This window comes from Streptomyces sp. NBC_01003 (assembly GCF_045162695.1).
GTDB lineage: Bacteria > Actinomycetota > Actinomycetes > Streptomycetales > Streptomycetaceae > Streptomyces.
Map to the genome: position 1 here is coordinate 4,029,417 of NZ_CP108707.1, position 20,199 is coordinate 4,049,615.

Annotated in this window: 19 protein-coding genes and 1 riboswitch; of the genes, 10 read left to right on the forward strand and 9 right to left on the reverse strand. The window is 70.0% G+C overall.

The window, feature by feature from the left end; all coding sequences use genetic code 11:
- Window positions 1-15: 15 nt before the first annotated feature.
- The gene (locus tag OG698_RS18330) at window positions 16-945 is read left to right on the forward strand and encodes a 1-aminocyclopropane-1-carboxylate deaminase/D-cysteine desulfhydrase (RefSeq protein ID WP_406104104.1); all 930 of its coding nucleotides are present in this window, start codon (window positions 16-18) and stop codon (window positions 943-945) included.
- A 7-nt stretch (window positions 946-952) separates the two neighbouring features.
- Here OG698_RS18330 and OG698_RS18335 read toward each other — a convergent pair whose 3' ends face one another.
- Window positions 953-2,551, reverse strand: a complete 1,599-nt coding sequence (locus OG698_RS18335; RefSeq protein WP_406104105.1) for a Na+/H+ antiporter — start codon at window positions 2,549-2,551, stop codon at window positions 953-955.
- A 53-nt stretch (window positions 2,552-2,604) separates the two neighbouring features.
- Here OG698_RS18335 and OG698_RS18340 point away from each other — a divergent pair, with 53 nt between their 5' ends.
- From OG698_RS18340 to OG698_RS18350, 3 genes are all read left to right on the forward strand, one after another.
- A complete protein-coding gene (locus tag OG698_RS18340) occupies window positions 2,605-2,865 on the forward strand; it encodes a UBP-type zinc finger domain-containing protein (protein ID WP_399969723.1) in 261 nt (86 codons plus the stop codon).
- Window positions 2,866-3,121: 256 nt separating this feature from the next.
- Entirely contained in the window at window positions 3,122-3,535 is a 414-nt protein-coding gene (locus tag OG698_RS18345) for an anti-sigma regulatory factor (protein WP_100595936.1), read from the forward strand.
- On the forward strand, window positions 3,532-4,578 hold the full coding sequence (locus OG698_RS18350) for an RNA polymerase sigma factor SigF (protein ID WP_406104108.1): 1,047 nt from the start codon (window positions 3,532-3,534) through the stop codon (window positions 4,576-4,578). The genes OG698_RS18345 and OG698_RS18350 overlap by 4 nt, the downstream gene beginning before the upstream one ends.
- 21 nt (window positions 4,579-4,599) lie before the next feature.
- Here OG698_RS18350 and OG698_RS18355 read toward each other — a convergent pair whose 3' ends face one another.
- Complete coding sequence (locus tag OG698_RS18355) at window positions 4,600-5,073, reverse strand: hypothetical protein (RefSeq protein ID WP_406104110.1); 474 nt, start codon at window positions 5,071-5,073, stop codon at window positions 4,600-4,602.
- Window positions 5,074-5,200: 127 nt separating this feature from the next.
- On the opposite strand from OG698_RS18355, the gene OG698_RS18360 reads away from it, so the two are divergent.
- Window positions 5,201-6,169, forward strand: coding sequence for a diacylglycerol/lipid kinase family protein (locus OG698_RS18360; RefSeq protein ID WP_399969727.1), 969 nt, complete (start codon window positions 5,201-5,203; stop codon window positions 6,167-6,169).
- A gap of 318 nt (window positions 6,170-6,487) precedes the next feature.
- Window positions 6,488-6,745 carry a WhiB family transcriptional regulator gene (locus OG698_RS18365; protein WP_016639615.1) on the forward strand — a complete coding sequence of 86 codons (258 nt, stop codon included), beginning with the start codon at window positions 6,488-6,490 and terminating at the stop codon, window positions 6,743-6,745.
- A gap of 248 nt (window positions 6,746-6,993) precedes the next feature.
- Here OG698_RS18365 and OG698_RS18370 read toward each other — a convergent pair whose 3' ends face one another.
- Together OG698_RS18370 and OG698_RS18375 are read right to left on the reverse strand one after the other, a co-directional pair.
- Entirely contained in the window at window positions 6,994-8,460 is a 1,467-nt protein-coding gene (locus tag OG698_RS18370; RefSeq protein WP_399970359.1) for a sensor histidine kinase, read from the reverse strand.
- A 581-nt stretch (window positions 8,461-9,041) separates the two neighbouring features.
- Window positions 9,042-10,112 carry an SIS domain-containing protein gene (locus tag OG698_RS18375; protein ID WP_399969729.1) on the reverse strand — a complete coding sequence of 357 codons (1,071 nt, stop codon included), beginning with the start codon at window positions 10,110-10,112 and terminating at the stop codon, window positions 9,042-9,044.
- 267 nt (window positions 10,113-10,379) lie between these two features.
- Between OG698_RS18375 and nagB the strand changes: the two genes are divergently transcribed.
- Window positions 10,380-11,165, forward strand: coding sequence for a glucosamine-6-phosphate deaminase (gene nagB / locus OG698_RS18380; protein WP_406104111.1), 786 nt, complete (start codon window positions 10,380-10,382; stop codon window positions 11,163-11,165).
- 153 nt (window positions 11,166-11,318) lie between these two features.
- On the opposite strand, the gene OG698_RS18385 is transcribed toward nagB, so the two are convergent.
- From OG698_RS18385 to OG698_RS18400, 4 genes are all read right to left on the reverse strand, one after another.
- Window positions 11,319-12,812 (reverse strand): glycoside hydrolase family 3 protein, encoded by a 1,494-nt coding sequence (locus OG698_RS18385; protein WP_406104113.1) that lies wholly within the window; start codon window positions 12,810-12,812, stop codon window positions 11,319-11,321.
- A gap of 9 nt (window positions 12,813-12,821) precedes the next feature.
- Window positions 12,822-13,661 carry a carbohydrate ABC transporter permease gene (locus OG698_RS18390; RefSeq protein WP_329570451.1) on the reverse strand — a complete coding sequence of 280 codons (840 nt, stop codon included), beginning with the start codon at window positions 13,659-13,661 and terminating at the stop codon, window positions 12,822-12,824.
- Window positions 13,658-14,644, reverse strand: a complete 987-nt coding sequence (locus OG698_RS18395) for a carbohydrate ABC transporter permease (protein ID WP_399969734.1) — start codon at window positions 14,642-14,644, stop codon at window positions 13,658-13,660. Before OG698_RS18395 ends, OG698_RS18390 begins: the two co-directional genes overlap by 4 nt.
- A 97-nt stretch (window positions 14,645-14,741) precedes the next feature.
- The gene (locus OG698_RS18400; protein WP_326774170.1) at window positions 14,742-16,022 is read right to left on the reverse strand and encodes an extracellular solute-binding protein; all 1,281 of its coding nucleotides are present in this window, start codon (window positions 16,020-16,022) and stop codon (window positions 14,742-14,744) included.
- A gap of 302 nt (window positions 16,023-16,324) precedes the next feature.
- Here OG698_RS18400 and OG698_RS18405 point away from each other — a divergent pair, with 302 nt between their 5' ends.
- From OG698_RS18405 to mctP, 3 genes are all read left to right on the forward strand, one after another.
- Window positions 16,325-17,113 (forward strand): GntR family transcriptional regulator, encoded by a 789-nt coding sequence (locus OG698_RS18405; protein WP_399970361.1) that lies wholly within the window; start codon window positions 16,325-16,327, stop codon window positions 17,111-17,113.
- Window positions 17,114-17,286: 173 nt separating this feature from the next.
- On the forward strand, window positions 17,287-17,541 hold the full coding sequence (locus OG698_RS18410; protein ID WP_100595948.1) for a DUF3311 domain-containing protein: 255 nt from the start codon (window positions 17,287-17,289) through the stop codon (window positions 17,539-17,541).
- Window positions 17,538-19,169 carry a monocarboxylate uptake permease MctP gene (gene mctP, locus OG698_RS18415; RefSeq protein ID WP_384253450.1) on the forward strand — a complete coding sequence of 544 codons (1,632 nt, stop codon included), beginning with the start codon at window positions 17,538-17,540 and terminating at the stop codon, window positions 19,167-19,169. The genes OG698_RS18410 and mctP overlap by 4 nt, the downstream gene beginning before the upstream one ends.
- 65 nt (window positions 19,170-19,234) lie before the next feature.
- Here the strand turns inward: mctP and OG698_RS18420 are convergent, their stop codons facing one another.
- Window positions 19,235-19,969: a hypothetical protein gene (locus tag OG698_RS18420; protein WP_406104117.1), complete on the reverse strand. Its 735-nt coding sequence runs from the start codon at window positions 19,967-19,969 to the stop codon at window positions 19,235-19,237.
- 114 nt (window positions 19,970-20,083) lie between these two features.
- A riboswitch (cobalamin riboswitch) is annotated at window positions 20,084-20,155 on the forward strand.
- The last annotated feature ends 44 nt before the right edge of the window (window positions 20,156-20,199 follow it).

The window sequence follows — 20,199 nt, forward strand, 5'->3', positions numbered from 1 at the left end:
TTGCACAATGAGCAGGTGACCCCGCATGCCCGCCCGCGCCCGCCCCTGCACCCCCGGCTGCCCTCGCCGGTGGAGCCGGTCGCCGACGACCGGTTCCGCCGTCACGGGGTGCGGCTCCTGCTCAAGCGCGACGACCTCATCCACCCCGACCTGCCCGGCAACAAGTGGCGCAAGCTGGCCCCGAACCTCGAAGCGGCGACCGCCGCGGGCCACGGCACGCTGCTCACGTTCGGCGGCGCGTACTCCAACCACCTGCGCGCCACGGCCGCCGCGGGCCGTCTCATGGGCCTGCGGACCATCGGCGTGGTCCGGGGTCAGGAGCTCGCCGGACAGCCCCTGAACGCCTCTCTCGCGCGCTGCGCGGAGGACGGCATGCGTCTGCACTTCGTCGACCGGACGACGTACCGGGAGAAGCGGGATCCGGCCACGCTCGCGCGCATCCTGCGCGAGGTGGCACCGCCCGACGGTGACTGGAAGACGCCCTACGTCGTCCCCGAGGGCGGCAGCAACGCCGAGGCCGTGCGCGGCTGCGCGGAGCTCGGGCAGGAGTTGCGCGGGGCCGCCGACGCGGTGAGCGTCGCCTGCGGCACCGGCGGCACGCTCGCCGGACTGGCCGCCGGGCTCGGCGAGGGGCAGCGCGCACTCGGCATACCCGTCCTGAAGGGCGGCTTCCTCGGCGACGAGATACGCACCCTCCAGGAGGCGGCGTTCGGCGGCCCGCGGGGCGACTGGTCCCTGGACGAGCGCTTCCACTGCGGCGGCTACGGCCGCACCACCCCCGCCCTCCTCGCCTTCGCCGAGGACTTCGAGCAGCGCCACGGCGTGCCCGTGGAGCGCCTCTATGTGGCCAAGCTGCTGTACGGGCTGCTCGCCCTCACCGAGGAGGGCGCGTTCGCGCCGGGCACGCGGCTCATGGCCGTCGTGACGGGAACGCCCTCCCCGTAGCGGCCGGTCAGTCGTCGACCTCCCGGTAGGCAGCCGCCTCTTCCAGGTCGAGCTTGCGCAGCAGCGTGCGCATCATCTCGTCGTCGATCCGCCGCTCGTCCCGCATCCGTACGAAGACCTCGCGCTCGGCCGCGATGGCCTCCCGCGTGAGCCGGCGATAGGTGTCGTCGGCAGACTCCCCCGTCACCGGGTTGGCATGGCCGAGGCGCTCCCACACGGAGTTGCGGCGGCGCTCCAGGACGGTCCGCAGCCGGTCCTCGAGCGGCTCGGGCAGACAGTTGCGCTCGTCCTCCATCAGCTCGTTCACGCGCTCCTCGGCGGCCTGTGAGGCGGCGTTCTGCGCCTGCGCCTCGGCGAGCGTCTCGGCCTGCGTATCGCGCCCCGGCAACTTGAGGATCCTGATCAGCCAGGGCAGCGAGAGCCCCTGCACGACGAGGGTGCCGATCACGGTCGTGAATGTCAGGAACAGGACCAGGTTGCGAGCGGGGAAACGGCTCCCGTCGTCGACGAACAGCGGGATCGAGAAGGCGATCGCAAGCGACACGACGCCGCGCATCCCGGCCCAGCTCACCACGAGCGGCCGCCGCCAGTCGCTGTCCTTCTCCCGCTCCCTGATCCGCTTCGACAGGCACCAGGGCAGATAGGTCGCCGGATACGACCACACGAACCGCATCACCACGACGAGTACGAACACCGCGACGGCGTACCCGAAGGCCTGCCCGACGCTGTACTCGCCGAGGTCCTTCAGGACGACGGGCAGCTGGAGGCCGATGAGCGCGAAGACCGCCGACTCCAGGATGAAGGCGACCACCTTCCACACGGCGGCCTCCTGGAGGCGCGTCTCGAAGTCGACCTGCCAGGCGTGGTGCCCCAGGTAGAGAGCGACCGTGACCACGGCGAGCACTCCGGAGGCGCCGACCTGCTCGGCGGCCGCGTAGGCGACGAACGGGATGAGGAGGGAGAGCGTGTTCTGGAGGATCGCCTCCTTCAGATGCGTCCGCAGCCAGTGCAGCGGCACCATCAGGACGAGCCCGACGCCGACGCCGCCGACCGATGCCACCAGGAACTCCCTGATCCCGCCCGCCCAGCTCGCGCCCTCCCCGACGGCGGCGGCCAGCGCGACCTTGTAGGCGGTGATCGCGGTCGCGTCGTTCACCAGGGACTCGCCCTGGAGGATCGTCGTGATCCGCGCGGGCAGCCCCACCCTGCGCGCGATGGCCGTCGCGGCGACCGCGTCCGGCGGGGCGATCACCGCGCCGAGCACGAGCGCGGCCGTCAGCGGCAGATCGGGGATCAGCTCGTACGCGAGCCAGCCGACGGCGACGGTCGCGAACAGCACGTACCCGACGGAGAGCAGCGCGACCGGCCTGACGTTCGCCCGCAGGTCGAGGTACGAGCTCTCCAGGGCCGCGGTGTGCAGCAGTGGCGGCAGGATCAGCGGCAGCACGATGTGCGGGTCGAGGGTGTACTGCGGCACCCCGGGCAGGTACGACGCCACGAGTCCGACCGCGACGAGCAGCAGCGGCGCGGGTACCGGGGTCCGGCGCGCGGCCCCAGCGACCGCCGCACTCGCCGCGATCAGTCCCACCAGGGGCAATACGTCCATCAGCCCGTCCCTCCGCCGTCCGCCATGCCGCCGCCCGTCGTAACCTGGCCATCATGAACGAGTGCCCGCACGTCGACGCGCTGCCCCACCCCGAGCCCGCGCCCCTGAGCGACACCTGCCTGGAGTGCCGCGCGGCCGGCACCCACCCGGTGCAGCTGCGGCTCTGTCTGGAATGCGGGCATGTGGGCTGCTGCGACTCCTCGCCCCTGCAGCACGCGACGCAGCACTTCGGGGAGTCGGGACATGCGGTGATGCGGACGTTCGAACCCGGTGAGAGCTGGCGCTGGTGCTTCGTGGACAGCCTGCTCGTCTGAGGACCGCACCGGTTTGCGGTTCGACCGTGCGAGGCCTGGGTACGTCAACCCGGCGCCCGCTCTTTCCAATTGAGCCCGCACACCCTCTAGCCACTGTCCGTACTCATAGGCTTACTATGAGTGACACCAACGGGCCGGGGGTCCCCGGGACAGGAGACTTGGGCGCGCGGTAGCGTCACCGCTGAACACATAGCGCGTCACCCGGGGGACGTACCCTCCGGAGCCCGAAAGTGCTTGTACCACCATGGAGGTGAGGGTGTCCCAGATCGCAGGCGAGCCCGGGAATCAGGACTTCGTAGAAGTCCGGCTGCCGGCTGCGGGTGCCTACCTGTCGGTGCTGCGGACGGCCACGGCCGGCCTCGCGGCGCGTTTGGACTTCACCCTCGACGAGATCGAGGACCTCCGCATCGCGGTGGACGAGGCGTGCGCGATCCTGCTCCAGCAGGCCGTGCCCGGCTCGGTGCTCAGCTGCGTCTTCCGCCTCGTCGACGACTCGCTGGAGGTGACGGTCTCGGCGCCCACCACCGACGGCCGTGCCCCGGAGCGCGACACCTTCGCCTGGACTGTGCTGTCGGCCCTCGCGGGCAAGGTGGACTCCACGGTCGCCGACGACAACACCGTCTCGATCAGTCTCTACAAACAGCGCGGCGCGGGTCCCGGGCCGGCGTGACGAACGGGGACGGGCCGGTGCGGGACGAGAAGCACGGCACACAGGACCTCCCGGCCGACGGCGGGGAGGGGATGCGGCGGCTTGCCGACGGCATCCCCGAACAGCAGGCCCGGCCGCACCCGGAGGACCCCGCGGACCTCGAACGGCCGGGTCCGCCGGCGGTGGCCGATGCGTCGGAGCAGGCAGAGCCGGCCGGCGGAGAGAAGATCTCCGCAGGACCGGACGCGCGACGGGCGGGATGGATGAGCGAGCACGAGCGACACGGTGACCAGCAGCGCACGCACGATCCGCGGGACCGCAGCGGCGCACGGCTGATGTTCATCGAGCTGCGCACCCTGAAGGACGGCAGCCCGGAATACGCGAACCTGCGCAATCAGCTGGTCCGCATGCATCTGCCGCTCGTCGAGCACTTGGCCCGCCGCTTCCGCAACCGCGGCGAGCCGCTCGACGACCTGACCCAGGTCGCCACGATCGGCCTGATCAAGTCGGTGGACCGCTTCGACCCGGAGCGCGGCGTGGAGTTCTCCACGTACGCGACGCCGACGGTCGTCGGTGAGATCAAGCGGCATTTCCGCGACAAGGGCTGGGCGGTGCGCGTCCCGCGGCGTCTTCAGGAGCTGCGGCTCGCGCTGACGACGGCGACGGCCGAGCTGTCCCAGCTGCACGGCCGCTCCCCCACGGTCCACGAGCTCGCCGAGAAGCTGGCGATCTCGGAGGAGGAGGTCCTGGAGGGCCTGGAGTCGGCCAACGCGTACTCCACGCTGTCCCTGGACGTCCCCGACACGGACGACGAGTCGCCCGCCGTGGCGGACACGCTGGGATCCGAGGACGAGGCGCTTGAGGGCGTCGAGTACCGCGAGTCCCTCAAGCCGCTCCTGGAGGACCTGCCGCCGCGCGAGAAGCGGATCCTGCTCCTTCGCTTCTTCGGGAACATGACGCAGTCGCAGATCGCGCAGGAGGTCGGCATCTCCCAGATGCACGTCTCCCGCCTGCTGGCCCGCACCCTGGCCCAGCTTCGGGAGAAGCTCCTCGTCGAGGAGTGAGACCCAGGGCGTGCGCGCCGGCTACTTCTGGTTCTGCTTCTGTACGGCGCCCGGGGCGCCCGGCGTCGTGATGCCGAGCGCCCGGGTGGTGGCCGGGTTCACCAGGAGCACCAGGGCCGTCACCGCGATGACGGCGAGCGCGATCCCGCCGGGGATCATCACGCTGTCGGCCTGGAGCAGCGTGTAGGCGACCGGCAGCGCCATGATCTGCGTGATGATCGCGGGCCCCCGGCTCCAGCTGCGCCGCTTCAGGAGGCCACGCGCCGCGATCAGCGGCAGCAGCGCGAGGACGGCGAGCGTGACACCGCCGGTCACGGCCTGCTCGGGGTCGTCGGGGTGACCCGCGAGGCCCATGACGAGCAGGTAGACGCCGCCGACGAGCAGGGCGGCACCCTCGAGCCCGGCCAGCGCGGCGGCCGCCGTCAGCCGCCCGGGGCGCGGGCCGTCGTCGGTGGTCGCGGCGTCGTCGGGGCTGGGGTTCTGCTCTGAGGTCACCCAAGCAGGGTAGCCCTCGGCCGACACCTCCCGGCCGCCCCGGGTGGGGCCCGCGGCGGCCCCGGTCTCTTACCCGACTCCTACCTCGGTCTGGGCCGAGTACCACCCGGTAGGTACTCTGCTTCGCATGCGTGCACTTCTTGTGGTCAATCCGGCGGCAACCACCACCAGTGCGCGCACGCGTGACGTACTGATCCACGCACTGGCGAGCGAGATGAAGCTCGAGGCGATCACCACGGAGTACCGCGGGCACGCCCGGGACCTCGGCCGGCAGGCCGCGGAGAGCAAGGACATCGAGCTGGTCGTGGCCCTCGGCGGCGACGGCACGGTCAACGAGGTCGTGAACGGCCTGCTGCACCACGGCCCGAATCCGGACCGTCTTCCCCGCCTCGCCGTCGTCCCCGGCGGCTCCACCAATGTCTTCGCCCGCGCTCTCGGTCTGCCGAACGACGCGGTGGAGGCGACGGGCGCCCTGCTCGACGCTCTGCGCGAAGGCCGGGAGCGAACGGTGGGCCTGGGGCTCGCGGGCGGCACGCCGGGCACGGAGGACGAGGCCGCCCCGTCCCGGTGGTTCACGTTCTGTGCCGGTCTCGGGTTCGACGGAGGCGTCATCGGCCGGGTCGAACAGCAGCGCGAGCGCGGCAAGCGATCGACACACGCGCTCTATTTGCGTCAGGTCGTACGCCAGTTCCTCGGGGAACACGACCGCCGGCACGGCGCTATCACACTGGACCGACCGGGTGAGGACCCCGTCACCGATCTGGTCCTGTCCATAGTCTGCAATACCTCCCCATGGTCATATCTGGGGAACAGGCCGCTCTACGCGTCCCCTCAGGCGTCCTTCGACACCGGCCTTGACGTGCTCGGACTCAAGAAATTGTCCGCCCCTTCGGTGGCCCGTTACGGCACCCAGCTGCTCACCTCGACGCCCGACCGGGGACCCCACGGGAAGAACGCCGTCACGCTGCACGACCTGACCGACTTCACCTTGCAATCGAAGGTCCCCCTGCCCCTCCAGATGGACGGTGACCACCTGGGGCTGCGAACGAGCGTGACGTTCACAGGCGTACGCCGTGCACTGCGTGTGATTGTGTGAGTGGAAGAGCCCAAAGTCCTTTATCTCGAACGTTTGGGCCAGGATCCACCCCATGGAAGTACGGCTGTGACCTAGCCGACACCGAGGAATCAAAAAAAACTTTCCTGAAGGGGTTGTATCCGCCGCCGAGGTTTGCGAATCTCTACATGGCGCTCGGGACGGCCCGCAACATCGGCCCCACAGAGAGCCCGAACCCCCTCCTCAACACACAGGACATCGTCGCAGATGTGACGGAAGTCCCTTCCGTTGTCGGGGGATTCGTGAAAGCGTTCACATTCACAAGCAACCTGCACGTAATACCAAGGAGAGGTAGCCGTCATGGACTGGCGTCACAACGCCGTTTGCCGCGAGGAAGACCCCGAGCTCTTCTTCCCCATCGGCAACACCGGTCCTGCGCTGCTGCAGATCGAGGAAGCCAAGGCCGTCTGCCGCCGTTGCCCCGTCATGGAGCAGTGCCTGCAGTGGGCGCTCGAGTCCGGCCAGGACTCCGGCGTCTGGGGTGGCCTCAGCGAGGACGAGCGCCGCGCAATGAAGCGTCGCGCCGCCCGCAACCGTGCTCGCCAGGCCAGCGCCTGACGCCCACGCCCCCCCACGAGCCTGAGCCCGGCGGCGCGTACAGCGAGTACGCAACTCCCGCCCCCGAGCCGCAGCGCGCAGTACCCCCGATGCTCCACCCAGGCTCAGCCCGGGATGTAGACCCGGGCAACGCGAACAGTGAGCCCCGGACCCAACGGTCCGGGGCTCACTGGCGTTTGCGGTCGTGTCGATCCGGCGTTTGCATCTGCGCCGACGAGTCGGCGCGGCGCCCGTCGGCGCCGGGCCGGCTACTTGTCGGCGGCCACCGGGATGTCGAGGACGACCTGGGTGCCGCGGCCGGGCGCCGGGACCATGTCGAACGATCCGCTCAACTCGCCCTCGACCAGGGTGCGTACGATCTGCAGGCCCAGGTTGCCGGCGCGCTTCGGGTCGAAGCCCTCGGGCAGGCCGACGCCGTCGTCGGTGACGGTGATCAGCAGGCGGGCGTCCTTGGTGGTGCCGCCGCGCACCGCGGAGACCTCCACCGTGCCGGTGTCGCCCTGCCGGAAGCCGTGTTCCAGGGCGTTCTGCAGGACTTCGGTGAGGACCATCGACAGCGGGGTGGCGACCTCGGCGTCCAGGATGCCGAAGCGGCCGGTGCGCCGGCCCGTGACCACGCCCGGCGAGATCTCCGCGACCATGGCGAGCACCCGGTCGGCGATCTCGTCGAACTCCACGCGCTCGTCCAGGTTCTGGGAGAGCGTCTCGTGGACGATGGCGATGGAGCCGACGCGGCGCACCGCCTCCTCGAGGGCCTCTCGGCCACTGTCGGAGTCGATGCGGCGGGCCTGGAGGCGCAGCAGGGCCGCAACGGTCTGGAGATTGTTCTTCACCCGGTGGTGGATCTCCCGGATGGTCGCGTCCTTGGTGATCAACTCCCGCTCGCGGCGGCGCAGTTCGGTGACGTCGCGCAGCAGGACGAGCGAACCGATGCGGGTGCCCTTGGGCTTGAGGGGGATCGCCCGGAGCTGGATCGACCCCTCCTCCCCCTCGATCTCGAACTCGCGCGGGGCCCAGCCGCTGGCCACCTTGGCGAGCGCCTCGTCCACGGGGCCGCGCGACGGGGCGAGCTCGGCCGTCGTGCGGCCGAGGTGGTGCCCGACCAGGTCGGCGGAGAATCCGAGCCGGTGGTACGCGGAGAGTGCGTTCGGCGACGCGTACTGGACGACGCCGTCCGCGTCGAGGCGGATGAGGCCGTCGCCGACGCGGGGGGACGCGTCCATGTCGACCTGCTGGCCCGGGAACGGGAAGGACCCGGCCGCGATCATCTGGGCGAGGTCGGAGGCCGACTGGAGGTAGGTCAGTTCGAGGCGCGACGGGGTGCGGACCGTGAGCAGGTTCGTGTTGCGGGCGATCACGCCCAGGACGCGGCCTTCCCTGCGTACGGGGATGGACTCGACCCGTACCGGGACCTCCTCGCGCCACTCGGGGTCGCCCTCGCGGACGATGCGGCCCTCGTCGAGGGCGGCGTCCAGGAGCGGGCGGCGGCCGCGCGGGACGAGATGGCCGACCATGTCGTCCTGGTACGAGGTGGGCCCGGTGTTGGGCCGCATCTGCGCCACGGAGACGTAGCGGGTGCCGTCGAGCGTGGGGACCCACAGCACGAGGTCGGCGAAGGAGAGGTCGGAGAGCAGCTGCCACTCCGAGACCAGCAGGTGCAGCCACTCGAGGTCGGTGTCGCCGAGGGCGGTGTGCTGGCGTACGAGGTCGTTCATGGAGGGCACGGAGCAGAGGGTACCTGGCGGGTCCGGCCCCAGGGTCTTTCGTTTGGATCAGGCCGGATCAGGGAGCGGGGTCTGATCCAAACGAGAGGCCCCGAAGACACCCGCGGGCCGCGGCGCCTGGGAGGGACCCTCAGCCCTCCCGGCACCGCAGCCCGGAGTTGCAACAGCCGTCGGGTGTGCGGTCCCGTCCGGCCATGTGAGGACCCGCCGCAGTCAGGGCAGAGAGCGCCGGCTCCTCGGTCCGTCCTCCTGTGCGGGGAGGGCGGAGGCTTTTACCATCGCATTGTGGACTAGACCATTCTGTCATGTCTATGCGTTGGACGATGTTTGTTGTTGTCGCTCCCACCCAGCGTGCCAGAGCCGCCGCGTCCGTGTCGGGTGGAGGCTCCCGTTCCGCGATACCGGCCCGGATTCGGGCCTCGAAAGCGGTGATGCTCGCCTGCGCCGGTCGCGATCGTCACCGAAGGCCGCGTAGAGGCTGGGGGCGCAGATGTCCATGACGTGGGTCGTATCGGCGCCACTTGGTCGCCATCCGCGAATTCTATAGCGGGCGCCGGAGAAGGCGGCGGGGGTCAGTGCGTCTCCGTCACCTTCGCCAGGGCGCGGGGAGCGTCCGGGTCCTGGCCGCGGGCGATGGTGACCTCGTACGCGAGGAACTGGAGCGGGATGATCTCCAGGACCGGCTGGACCTCCTCCGCGACACCCTGGGTCGGCAGGACGAAGCCGGCCGACGCCTGGTCCACCTGGGCCTCGGGGCCGATGACGACAAGGTCGGCGCCTCGGCCGCGCAGCCGGTCGAGGACGGGCTGGAGCATGAGGCCGCCCTTGCCGTCCGTGACGACGGCGATGACCGGCGAGATGTTGTCGACCATGGCGAGCGGGCCGTGCAGCAGGTCGGCGCCCGAGTAGGACAGGGCCGGGATGTAGCTGGTCTCCATGAGTTTCAGGGCGGCCTCCTTGGCCGTCGGGTAGCCGTAGCCGCGCGAGGTGATCACCATGCGGTCCGCGAAGCGGTAGCGGGAGGCGAGGGTGCGTACCTCGTCCTGGCGAGCCAGGAGCTGTCGGGCGAGGCCGGGCAGCACCTCGGCGGGCGAGCCGTCGCCGCCGCGCAGGCCCTCGACGAAGAGGTAGAGCGCGAGCAGGGACGCGGTGTACGTCTTCGTGGCCGGGAGCGCCTTCTCGGGTCCCGCCATGATGTCGATGTGGTGCTCGGAGACGGCGGCGAGCGGCGAGTCCGGGTTGTTCGTCACCGCGAGGGTGATCGCGCCGGCCGCGCGGGCCGCCTTCGTGGAGGCCACCAGGTCGGGCGAACCGCCCGACTGACTGACGGTGACGGCAAGAACGTCGCGCAGGTCGGGCCGGGCGCCGTACGCCGTCGTGGTGGACATGGAGGCCAGGCCGCAGGGCATCCCGAGCTGGATCTCCAGGAGGTACTTCGCGTACAGGGCGGCGTTGTCGGAGGTGCCGCGGGCGGTGAGCAGAACGAAGCGGGGCGACTGTGCCGCGACGCGCCGGGCGACCTCGTGGATGCGGGGAGCGCCGGTGTCCAGGAGGCGGCGCAGCACCTCGGGCTGCTCGGCCATCTCGCGGGCCATGATCCGGCCCGGCTGCTCGCTCTTCGGGGCCGACGGGGTGGCGGTCATGCGGACTCCTCCGGAGGGGCGGTCGCGAGTGCGGCGGGCTGGGCACGGCCGGTGGCCGGGCTCCTCCTTGCACGCTCCCTTCCACTCTGGCGGCTGAGGCGGGCGCGCGCCCGGCCGAAGGGACGGCTTCGAGGTGCCGTCGGAGCGGGGAGCGCCGAGCATGGTCGGACGGCGTCGTACGCCCCGTGACCGGCCGGGCCGCCTCTGCTAGATTGGTCTATACCACATACGCAGCATCACACCCTCGACCAGATCGGCAGGCCCAGCGTGGAAGTTGTGATCGTCCCGGACGCCAAGGCAGGCGGCGAGCTCATCGCCGAGGCGATGGCCCAGCTGCTGCGGCGCAAGCCCGACGCCCTGCTCGGCGTGGCCACCGGCTCGACCCCGCTGCCCATCTACGAGGCGCTGGCGGCCAAGGTCCGCGGCGGCGAGGTCGACGCCTCGAAGGCCCGTATCGCCCAGCTCGACGAGTACGTGGGTCTGCCGACCGGACACCCCGAGTCCTACCGGGCGACCGTGCTGCGCGAGGTCGTCGAGCCGCTCGGTCTGAGCGAGGGCTCCTTCATGGGCCCGGACGGCAGCGCCGATGACGTGCAGGCGGCCTGCGAGGCGTACGACAAGGCGCTCGCGGCGGCCGGCGGTGTGGACCTCCAGCTGCTCGGCATCGGCACCGACGGACACATCGGCTTCAACGAGCCGTGCTCGTCGATCGCCTCCCGCACGCGAATCAAGACGCTGACGCAGCAGACCATCGCGGACAACGCACGCTTCTTCGACGGCGACCTCAGCCAGGTGCCGCGCCATGTCATCACGCAGGGCATCGGCACGATCCTGGAGGCGCGGCATCTGGTGCTGCTCGCCACGGGTGAGGGCAAGGCGGATGCCGTGGCGGCGACCGTCGAGGGGCCGGTGGCCTCTGTGGTGCCGGCGTCGGCACTTCAGCTGCACCCGCACGCGACGGTTGTCGTCGACGAGGGGGCGGCGTCGAAGTTGAAGCTTGCCGACTACTTCCGGCACACGTACGTGAACAAGCCCGATTGGCAGGGGCTGTAAGCGAGTTCGGGACGACATGAAGGTGCCGGTCACCCCTGGTGAGGGGTGGCCGGCACCTTCGCGTCGTCGTCCGTGGGAGCGTCGTGGCTCGTCGCGCCCACACGTCGAAGCCGCACCATGTCGCGGCCCCGCGCCCCTGAAGGGGCGCTCGACTCACCCGGCGACGATCACCTCGGCGGCAGCCAAGCCGCACACCCGGGCCGCGCCGTGCGTCGCCACGTGGAGGGCTCCCCGGGGTGGCGCCTGCGGTACGCCCATCTCGACCACGACCGTGTCGGGGCGGGCATCGAGGAGTGTGTCCAGGGAATCCGCCATCCACGCGTGGCGGTGGGCGTCGCGGACCACGGCGACGATGCGCCGGTCCCCCGCCGCGGCCAGGGCGGCGGCGCCCGCGTCCGCGCCGGAGAAGCTGCCGGTCTCCGTGCCGGGCAGCAGCCGCTCCAGTTCGGCGGCGACGCCCCACGGCGTCTCGTCGCCCACGGCGATATTGGCGACGGGCGTGAGGGCGGCGACGTACGGCGCCTCGGTGACCGGGGTCGCGTGCTCACCGCGCGTGACGGTCACCGCCCGCCGCGCCGCGACCAGTCCGATCCCGCTGTCGGGCGCACCCCCCGAGTGCTCGGCCGCGCCCGGCACCGAGGCCCACCGGGCGAGCGAGCGCACCCGCGCCGCGGCGTCGGCGAGCCGTTGTTCGGGCAGATCGCCCGCGTGCACCGCGGCGACCAGCGCGTCCCGCAGCCGCAGCACCGTGTCGTCGTCGGCGAGCCCGCCGCCGACGCAGATGGCGTCGGCGCCGGCCGCGATGGCGAGGACGCTGCCGCGCTCGATGCCGTACGTGGCGGAGATGGCCTGCATCTCCATGCCGTCGGTGACGATCAGCCCCTCGTAACCCAGCTCCTCGCGGAGCAGGCCGGTCAGGATGCGGCGCGAGAGGGTGGCGGGGCGGTCCGGGTCCAGGGCGGGGACCAGGATGTGGGCGCTCATCACCGCGCGCGTGCCGGCTGCGATCGCCGCACGGAACGGCGCGAGTTCACGCTCGTACAGCACGTCGAGGCCCACGTCGATGCGGGGCATGTCGTGGTGCGAGTCGACGGCGGTGTCGCCGTGGCCCGGGAAGTGCTTGGTGCAGGCGGCGACGCCCGCGGACTGGAGCCCGGTGACGTACGCGGCAGTGTGGCGCGAGACAAGGCCGGTGTCGGCGCCGAAGGACCGCACGCCGATGACGGGGTTGGCCGGGTTGGAGTTGACGTCCGCGGACGGTGCCCAGTTGAGGTTGACGCCGCAGGCGGCGAGGCGGCGGCCGAGTTCGGCGGCGACGGACCTGGTGAGCTCCACGTCGTCGACGGCGCCGAGGGCGTGGTTGCCGGGGAACGAGGAGCCGGAGCGCACCTCCAGGCGGGTCACGTCCCCGCCCTCCTCGTCGATGGCGACCAGGACGTCGTCACGCTCGGCACGCAACTGGGCCGTCAGGGCGGCGAGTTGCTCGGGCGAGGCGATGTTGCGGCCGAACAGGCCGACGGAGGCGAGGCCTTCGCCGAGCCGGCGCAGCAGCCAGTCGGGGGCGCTGGTGCCGGTGAAGCCGGGCTGGAGGACGGTGAGCGCGTCACGGGTGAGGGTGTCGGTGCCGCGTGCGGTGAGTGTCGTCATCTGGCGGTGTTATCCCTTCACGGCGCCGTCGGTGAGGCCGCTGACGGCCCTGCGCTGCAGGAAGACGAAGAGGATCAGGATCGGGATCGCGAACAGCGAGGACGCGGCCATGGTCGCACCCCAGTCGTCGCCGAACGCGGTCTGGAAACTGGAGAGCCACAGCGGCAGCGTCTGCGCCTCGGGCGACTTGTTGAGGACGAGGACCATCGGGAACTCGTTCCAGGCGGTGATGAAGCCGAACATCGACGTCGACATCAGGCCGGGCGCGAGCAGCGGCAGGATCACCCTGCGGAAGGCCTGCATGCGGGTGCAGCCGTCGACCATCGCGGACTCCTCCAGCTCCCTGGGCACGGCTGCGACGAAGCCGCGCAGCGTGAGCAGGGTGAAGGGCAGGATCATCACCATGTAGAAGAGGGTCAGCGGGACGAGGCTGTTCAGCATCGACGCGTCGCGCACGATCATGTAGATCGCGATGACCATGACTTCCCAGGGCGCCATCTGGGCCAGCATGAACCCGATGATGAAGCCGCGGCGGCCCTTGAAGCGCATCCGCGCGAGGGCGAACGACGCGGCCAGGCCGATGACGAGCGAGAAGACGACGGCGAGCACGGTCACGGTGACCGAGTTGCGCACCAGCGTCCAGAAGTTGTCGGCGCCGAACGCCGTCCTGAAGTGCTCGAACGTGATGTCGGTCGGAAACCAGACGGGGTTCTCGCTGATGATGTCGCCGGTCGGCTTGAGCGACGTGGCGAACATCCAGTAGACCGGGAAGACGAAGCCGATGAACAGGATCACGGCCGTCACATTGGGCCAGGCCCGGCGGAACGTCGACGAAGCGGAGCGCTTCACTGCTCGTCCTCCTCTTGCTTGAGCACGATCCGGAGGTAGTAGGCGGTCAGCACGAGCAGGATCAGGATCGTCAGGACGGCGATCGCCGCGCCCATGCCGAAGTGCTGGTTGCCGACGCCCTCGATGTACGCGTACACGGGCAGGATCTCGGTGAGCCGGTCGGGGCCGCCGCCGTTGATCGTGAAGACCTGGACGAACGCCTTGAAGACCCAGATGATCTCGAGGAACGTCGTCGCGTAGAGGAAGGGCCGCAGATACGGCAGCGTGACCGAGAGGAAGCTCTTCCAGGGGCCGGCGCCGTCGAGGGACGCGGCTTCGTAGAGCTCCTTGGGGATGGTGGTCGTCGCGGCGTAGAGGTTGATCGCGACGAACGGGATCGACATCCAGACGATCAGCACGGTGACGACGAAGAACGTCGACATCTGGCTGCCGGTCCAGCTGTAGTCGGCCATGGAGTGCCAGCCGAGCTTGTCGAGGACCCAGTTGACGACGCCGAAGCGCTCCGCGAACAGCCACTGGTAGACGGTGGTCGCGGCGACGACGGGCATCGCCCAGGCGAGCACGAGCCCGACGAGGAGCAGGACGCGCATGCGCCTGCCGAGCCGGGCGAGGAGCAGGCCGACGAGGGTGCCGAGCACCATGATCAGGACGGCGTTGACGAGGGTGAAGACGATGGAGCGTCCGGTCACCCGCCAGAAGTCCGAACTGGTCAGTACCTCTTGGTAGTTGTCGAAGCCGTTCCACTCGGTGACATGCTGGATCAGCTGCCCCATGTTGAGGTTCTGGAACGACAGGAGCCCGTCCTTGAGCAGCGGCCAGCCGAGGAGCAGCACGGTGGCCGCGACCGCGGGAAGCAGCAGCAGATAGGGCGCGAACGCCCCGGCCCGTGCGCGGGCCCGCTTTCTCGGCCCGCCGGATTCCCCGCCGTCCGCTTGTCGGACCTCCGCCGGACCGGAGGGCGGCCGTTCGGTCTGCACGGTCATGCTCGCCATCTCTTTTCTGGGCCTGCCGGGACGCCGTGAACCCCGCGGGGCGGAGGGCGTATTGACGCTCTCCGTCCCCGCGGGGCCTGTTGCTGTCTTACTGCTTCTGCGAGAGGCGCTTGTTGAACTCGGCCTCGACCTGCTTGGCGGCGGCGGCCGGGGACTTACCCTTCAGCACCGCGGTCATGTAGGTCTTGACCGGGTTGGGAGCGTTCTCGACCGGGGCCCACTCCGGGATCAGCGGGGTGGTGCCACCGCCGGCGGCGGCGGGAGCGGCGGCCTCGGCGGCCGCGTTGCCCTTGAGGTTGGACTGCAGCGCCTCCTTGTTGGGGATCACGCCGCCTTCCTTGGCGAGCTGGCCCTCGAACTGGTCGGAGAGCGCGATCTTCAGGAACTCCTTGGCGAGGTCCTGCTTCTTGCTGCCCGCGGCAACGGCGAGGTTGGAGCCGCCGAGGAAGACGCCCTCGGGCTTGTCGGCCGTGGCACCCGGAACGGTGAAGTAGCCGATCTCCTTCTCGATCTTCGGGTTGGCCTTGATGGCGAGGGCGGACTCCCAGCCCATGCCGATGAAGGAGCCGGTCTTGCCCTTGGCGAAGACCTCGGCCTGCTGCGGGGTGGCCTCGTCCTTGTCCTTGGGGGCCTTGGACAGCGCCTGGAACTTCTTGTACGTCTCCATGGCGGCGCCCACCTTGGGGTCGGCCAGGTTGGAGACGTACTTGTCGCCGTCCTTCTTGACGAGCTCGGCGCCCTCACCGATGGTCAGGCCGACGAAGTGGTACCAGTTCTGCCCGGGCAGGTAGATCGGCTCGGCGTCCGTCTTCTTGCCGATGGTCTCGAGGTCCTTGTAGAACTCGTCGCGCGTCTTGGGGAGGTCCTTGATGCCGGCGTCGGCCCAGATCTTCTTGTTGTAGATGACGACGCGGTTCACGACGAACCACGGGGCGGCGTACTGCTTGCCGTCCGAGACCGCGGACTTGTTCATCGACTCGGCCCAGTCGGCGCCGAGCGACGACTTGAGGTCGGAGAGGTCGGCGAGGCCGCCGGTCTTGGCGTAGGCGGGGGTCTGCGTGTTGCCGACCTCGAAGACGTCCGGCGGGTTCTCCTCGGACAGGGCGGTGGTCAGCTTCTGCTGGATACCGTTCCACTGCTGGATCTCGATCTTCAGCTTCGCGCCGGTCTTCTTCTCGAAGGCCGCCGTGACGTCCTTCTGCCAGGTGTCCGGCGTGGAGCCGTCCATGGCCCACACGGTCAGCGTCTGGCCCTTGTAGCCGTCGGCGCCGGCCTTCTTGTCCGTGCTGCCGTCATCACCACTGCCACAAGCCGCGATCGAAACCAACATGCCCGCGACACCGATAGCCGCAATGAGCCTGCGCTTCACGTCACCCTCCTCAGGGATGCCAGCAACCCCCCGCCCACAACGACGGATACGACGAACACAACAAACTCGACGTGGTACTGCACGTGGGACTGGGACCTGGTCTTTAATGGTGTAGACCAGTACCCGGAGCTTGGCCTAGACCTTTAGGGGTGTCAAGGGTGTATAAGAAGGGCTGTCACGTCCGTTATCGGACCGACACCTGAGGGAGCGCGACTCCCTCAGGGAGGGCCGTGCCACGATGTGAGCCGCGACAGACGGAGGAGCCGGTGACGGCAGCACCACAGGAGCCGGGAAGGCGGACCATGGGCACCCATGCGGGCAGCAGCGGAACCGATGCGGGCGGCGCCACGACGGCGGAGGCACCCGCAGCGGGCCGCACCGCGCGTGTGCCCAAGTACTACCGCCTGAAGCGGCACTTGCTGGACATGACCGAGACGCTGCCCCCGGGCACGCCGGTCCCGCCCGAGCGCACCCTCGCCGCCGAGTTCGACACCTCCCGCACGACCGTGCGCCAGGCCCTTCAGGAACTGGTCGTCGAGGGCCGGCTCGAGCGCATCCAGGGCAAGGGCACGTTCGTCGCCAAGCCCAAGGTCTCGCAGGCGCTGCAACTGACCTCGTACACCGAGGACATGCGCGCCCAGGGCCTGGAACCCACCTCGCAGCTCCTGGACATCGGCTATGTGACCGCCGACGACACCCTCGCCGGGCTCCTCGACATCACGGCGGGCGGGCGCGTCCTGCGCATCGAGCGGCTCCGCCTCGCGAGCGGCGAGCCGATGGCCATCGAGACGACGCATCTGTCGGCCAAGCGCTTCCCCGCGCTGCGCCGCTCCCTGGTCAAGTACACGTCCCTGTACACGGCGCTCGCCGAGGTCTACGGCGTACGCCTGGCCGAGGCCGAGGAGACCATCGAGACGTCCCTGGCGACCCCGCGCGAGGCGGGCCTGCTCGGCACGGACGTGGGCCTGCCCATGCTGATGCTGTCGCGGCACTCCGTGGACGGCGCGGGGCAGCCCGTCGAGTGGGTCCGCTCGGTGTACCGGGGCGACCGCTACAAGTTCGTGGCCCGCCTCAAGCGCCCGACGGACTGACGGGCGTCGCACGCGAATCCGCTTGTGCCGACCGAGAAGTCGGCACATGAACGGCATGTCGACCATGCTTTGTCCGTTATCCGGACGGGGGTTCCATACGACGAGATCGTCGCCTAGATTTCCGCCACGTTAAGCATGAGATAAGCGGGATCAGCGAGGGGACGGACCGCCGTATGTCGGATGTGCCTGAAGTGAAACGGCCGGTGGTCACGCCGGTCCGAGTGGTCATTGCCCTGTGCCTCGTCGCACCGTTCGTGGCGATGCTCTGGGTCAGCTCCTACGCGAAGGTCGACCCGGCCTTCATCGGTATTCCGTTCTTCTACTGGTACCAGATGCTGTGGGTCCTCATCTCCACGGCGCTGACGATGATCGCGTACAAGCTGTGGCAGCGTGACCAGCGCGCCCGGAAGACGGGTGGTCAGGCATGAACGGCGGAGTCAACGGCGTCGCGCTCGGCGTCTTCATCTTCTTCTTCATCGCCGTCACGGTCATGGGCTTCCTGGCCGCGCGCTGGCGCAGGTCCGACAACGAGCAGAGCCTCGACGAATGGGGCCTGGGCGGACGGTCGTTCGGTACCTGGGTCACCTGGTTCCTGCTCGGCGGCGACCTCTACACGGCGTACACCTTCGTGGCCGTCCCGGCGGCGATCTACGCGGCCGGCGCCTCCGGCTTCTTCGCCGTGCCCTACACGATCCTCGTCTACCCGCTGATCTTCACCTTCCTGCCGCGTCTGTGGTCGGTGTCGCACAAGCACGGCTACGTGACGACCTCCGACTTCGTGCGCGGCCGCTTCGGCTCCAAGGGCCTGTCCCTGGCCGTCGCCATCACGGGCATCCTCGCCACGATGCCGTACATCGCGCTCCAACTGGTCGGCATCCAGGCCGTCCTGGACGTGATGGGCGTCGGCGGCGACGAGTCGACCAACTGGTTCATCAAGGACCTGCCGCTGCTCATCGCGTTCGCGGTGCTCGCCGCGTACACGTACTCGTCGGGTCTGCGGGCGCCCGCGCTGATCGCGTTCGTCAAGGACGGCCTGATCTACCTCGTCATCGCCGTCGCGATCATCTACATCCCGATCAAGCTGGGCGGCTTCGACGCCATCTTCCACGCGGCGAACGAGAAGTTCGCGACACCCAACCCGGCGACGGGCAAACCGGTCGGATCGCTCGCCCCGGCACCGGCCGGGCAGTGGACGTACGCGACGCTGGCCCTCGGCTCGGCGCTGGCGCTCTTCATGTACCCGCACTCGATCACGGCGACGCTGTCCTCGCGCAGCCGCAACGTGATCCGCCGCAACACCACCATCCTGCCGCTGTACTCCCTGATGCTGGGCCTGCTCGCGCTGCTCGGCTTCATGGCGATCGCGGCCGGGATCAAGGTCCAGAACGGGCAGCTGGCGATCCCTCAGCTGTTCGAGAACATGTTCCCCGACTGGTTCACGGGCGTCGCGTTCGCGGCCATCGGCATCGGCGCGCTGGTGCCCGCGGCGATCATGTCCATCGCCGCGGCGAACCTGTTCACGCGCAACATCTACAAGGACTTCATCAAGCCCGACGCCACCCCCGAGCAGGAGACCAAGGTCTCCAAGCTGGTCTCGCTCCTGGTGAAGGTGGGCGCGCTCGCCTTCGTCCTCACCATGGACAAGACCGTCGCGATCAACTTCCAGCTCCTGGGCGGCATCTGGATCCTCCAGACCATGCCCGCCCTCGTCGGCGGCCTGTTCACCCGCTGGTTCCACCGGTGGGCGCTGCTCGCCGGCTGGGCGGTCGGCATGGTCTACGGCACGCTCGCCGCGTACGGGGTCGCGTCGCCGACGCAGAAGCACTTCGGCGGCAGCGCCAAGGAGATCCCGGGCATCGGCGAGATCGGCTACATCGGCCTCACGGCGTTCGTCATGAACGTGGTGGTCACGGTGGTCCTCACCTTCGTCCTGAAGGCGCTGAAGGCCCCTGAGGGCGTCGACGAGACGTCCGCGGCGGACTACACGGCGGACGCGGGCGACCCGGGCGTCCTGAAGAAGCTGCCGGAGGCGACGGCGGGAGCCGGCGGGCACTGACCCGACTTCCCCGACGCAGCACGGGCCGCCGGATTCCTCCGGCGGCCCGTTGCCGTACTGCGGGTTCATGAAGCCGCGTAGAGGTCCTTCCCCACCCGCTGCGCCGCCTCGGCGGCCGAGGACAGCGTCAGGGCCCTGTCCGTGCCCGCCCCCACGATCACCAGGACGCCGCCGACCCGCAGTTCGACCTCGTAGTGCGCACTCCCGTCGTACTCGTCGCCGCCCGTGGTCCGCGTCGTCTCCAGGACCGCCTCGTCGCCCAGGTCCGGCAGAGGCCGGACCTCGTGGTGCTCCTCGACGGGCGCGGCGTCGGTGTCGACGGTGACGCGGCCGCACGCCTCGTGGAGCTCGCGGCGCAGTTCGAGATAGCGCCCGGCCCGCCCGGTCGGCATCGAGACCAGGCGCTCGTAGACGAAGGGGTCGTCCTCGCCCGTCGCCGCGGGGTCCGGGCGGAACGTCCGCTCGGCGCTGGCGCCCCGTATGCGCGACAGTTCCCCGCGCGCGTCCCGGCCGGCCGCGCAGGTGCTCCAGTCGCCTCCCCCGGAACCCTGGTCGAAGAGTCCCAGGTAGACCTCGAACGCCTTCGCGCCCTTGCCGACGGCCTCGGGCGGAAGGAGGGCAGCGCCCAACTCGGCGCCCGTGAAGACCTTCGCGGGATCCGCCGTACCGTCGACACCGGACGCCGACGGCTGCTTGCTCCCGCCCTCGCCCCGCTGCCCGGACCCGCCGTCCCCGCCGTTCCCGCACCCGGCGAGCAGCATCAGCATTACGGCGACACAGCCCGCTCCACGGCCTCGCACCCGCGCCTCCCCCTGCTAGGCCACCAGTTCGGCCGCAACCCTAGCCGACACAAGATGTGGGGCTGCCATCCGAGCCCGACACAAGATGTATGCTCATGCTCGCTGTCGCCGCAGGGGAATCCGGTGCAAGTCCGGAACTGTCCCGCAACGGTGTACGTATGCACGCATACGTGAAGTCCGAGGACCTGTCGACAGCCTGCCCGAGCCGTCCGGCCCGGGATGACGACGTC

Bases quoted from the DNA above. Each gene is read 5' to 3' on its own strand.
- OG698_RS18335 (WP_406104105.1), bottom strand. From the start codon at position 2,551: ATGGACGTATTGCCCCTGGTGGGACTGATCGCGGCGAGTGCGGCGGTC.
- OG698_RS18340 (WP_399969723.1), top strand. From the start codon at position 2,605: ATGAACGAGTGCCCGCACGTCGACGCGCTGCCCCACCCCGAGCCCGCG.
- OG698_RS18360 (WP_399969727.1), top strand. From the start codon at position 5,201: ATGCGTGCACTTCTTGTGGTCAATCCGGCGGCAACCACCACCAGTGCG.
- OG698_RS18365 (WP_016639615.1), top strand. From the start codon at position 6,488: ATGGACTGGCGTCACAACGCCGTTTGCCGCGAGGAAGACCCCGAGCTC.
- OG698_RS18370 (WP_399970359.1), bottom strand. From the start codon at position 8,460: ATGAACGACCTCGTACGCCAGCACACCGCCCTCGGCGACACCGACCTC.
- OG698_RS18375 (WP_399969729.1), bottom strand. From the start codon at position 10,112: ATGACCGCCACCCCGTCGGCCCCGAAGAGCGAGCAGCCGGGCCGGATC.
- OG698_RS18385 (WP_406104113.1), bottom strand. From the start codon at position 12,812: ATGACGACACTCACCGCACGCGGCACCGACACCCTCACCCGTGACGCG.
- OG698_RS18395 (WP_399969734.1), bottom strand. From the start codon at position 14,644: ATGACCGTGCAGACCGAACGGCCGCCCTCCGGTCCGGCGGAGGTCCGA.
- OG698_RS18405 (WP_399970361.1), top strand. From the start codon at position 16,325: ATGGGCACCCATGCGGGCAGCAGCGGAACCGATGCGGGCGGCGCCACG.
- OG698_RS18410 (WP_100595948.1), top strand. From the start codon at position 17,287: ATGTCGGATGTGCCTGAAGTGAAACGGCCGGTGGTCACGCCGGTCCGA.
- mctP (WP_384253450.1), top strand. From the start codon at position 17,538: ATGAACGGCGGAGTCAACGGCGTCGCGCTCGGCGTCTTCATCTTCTTC.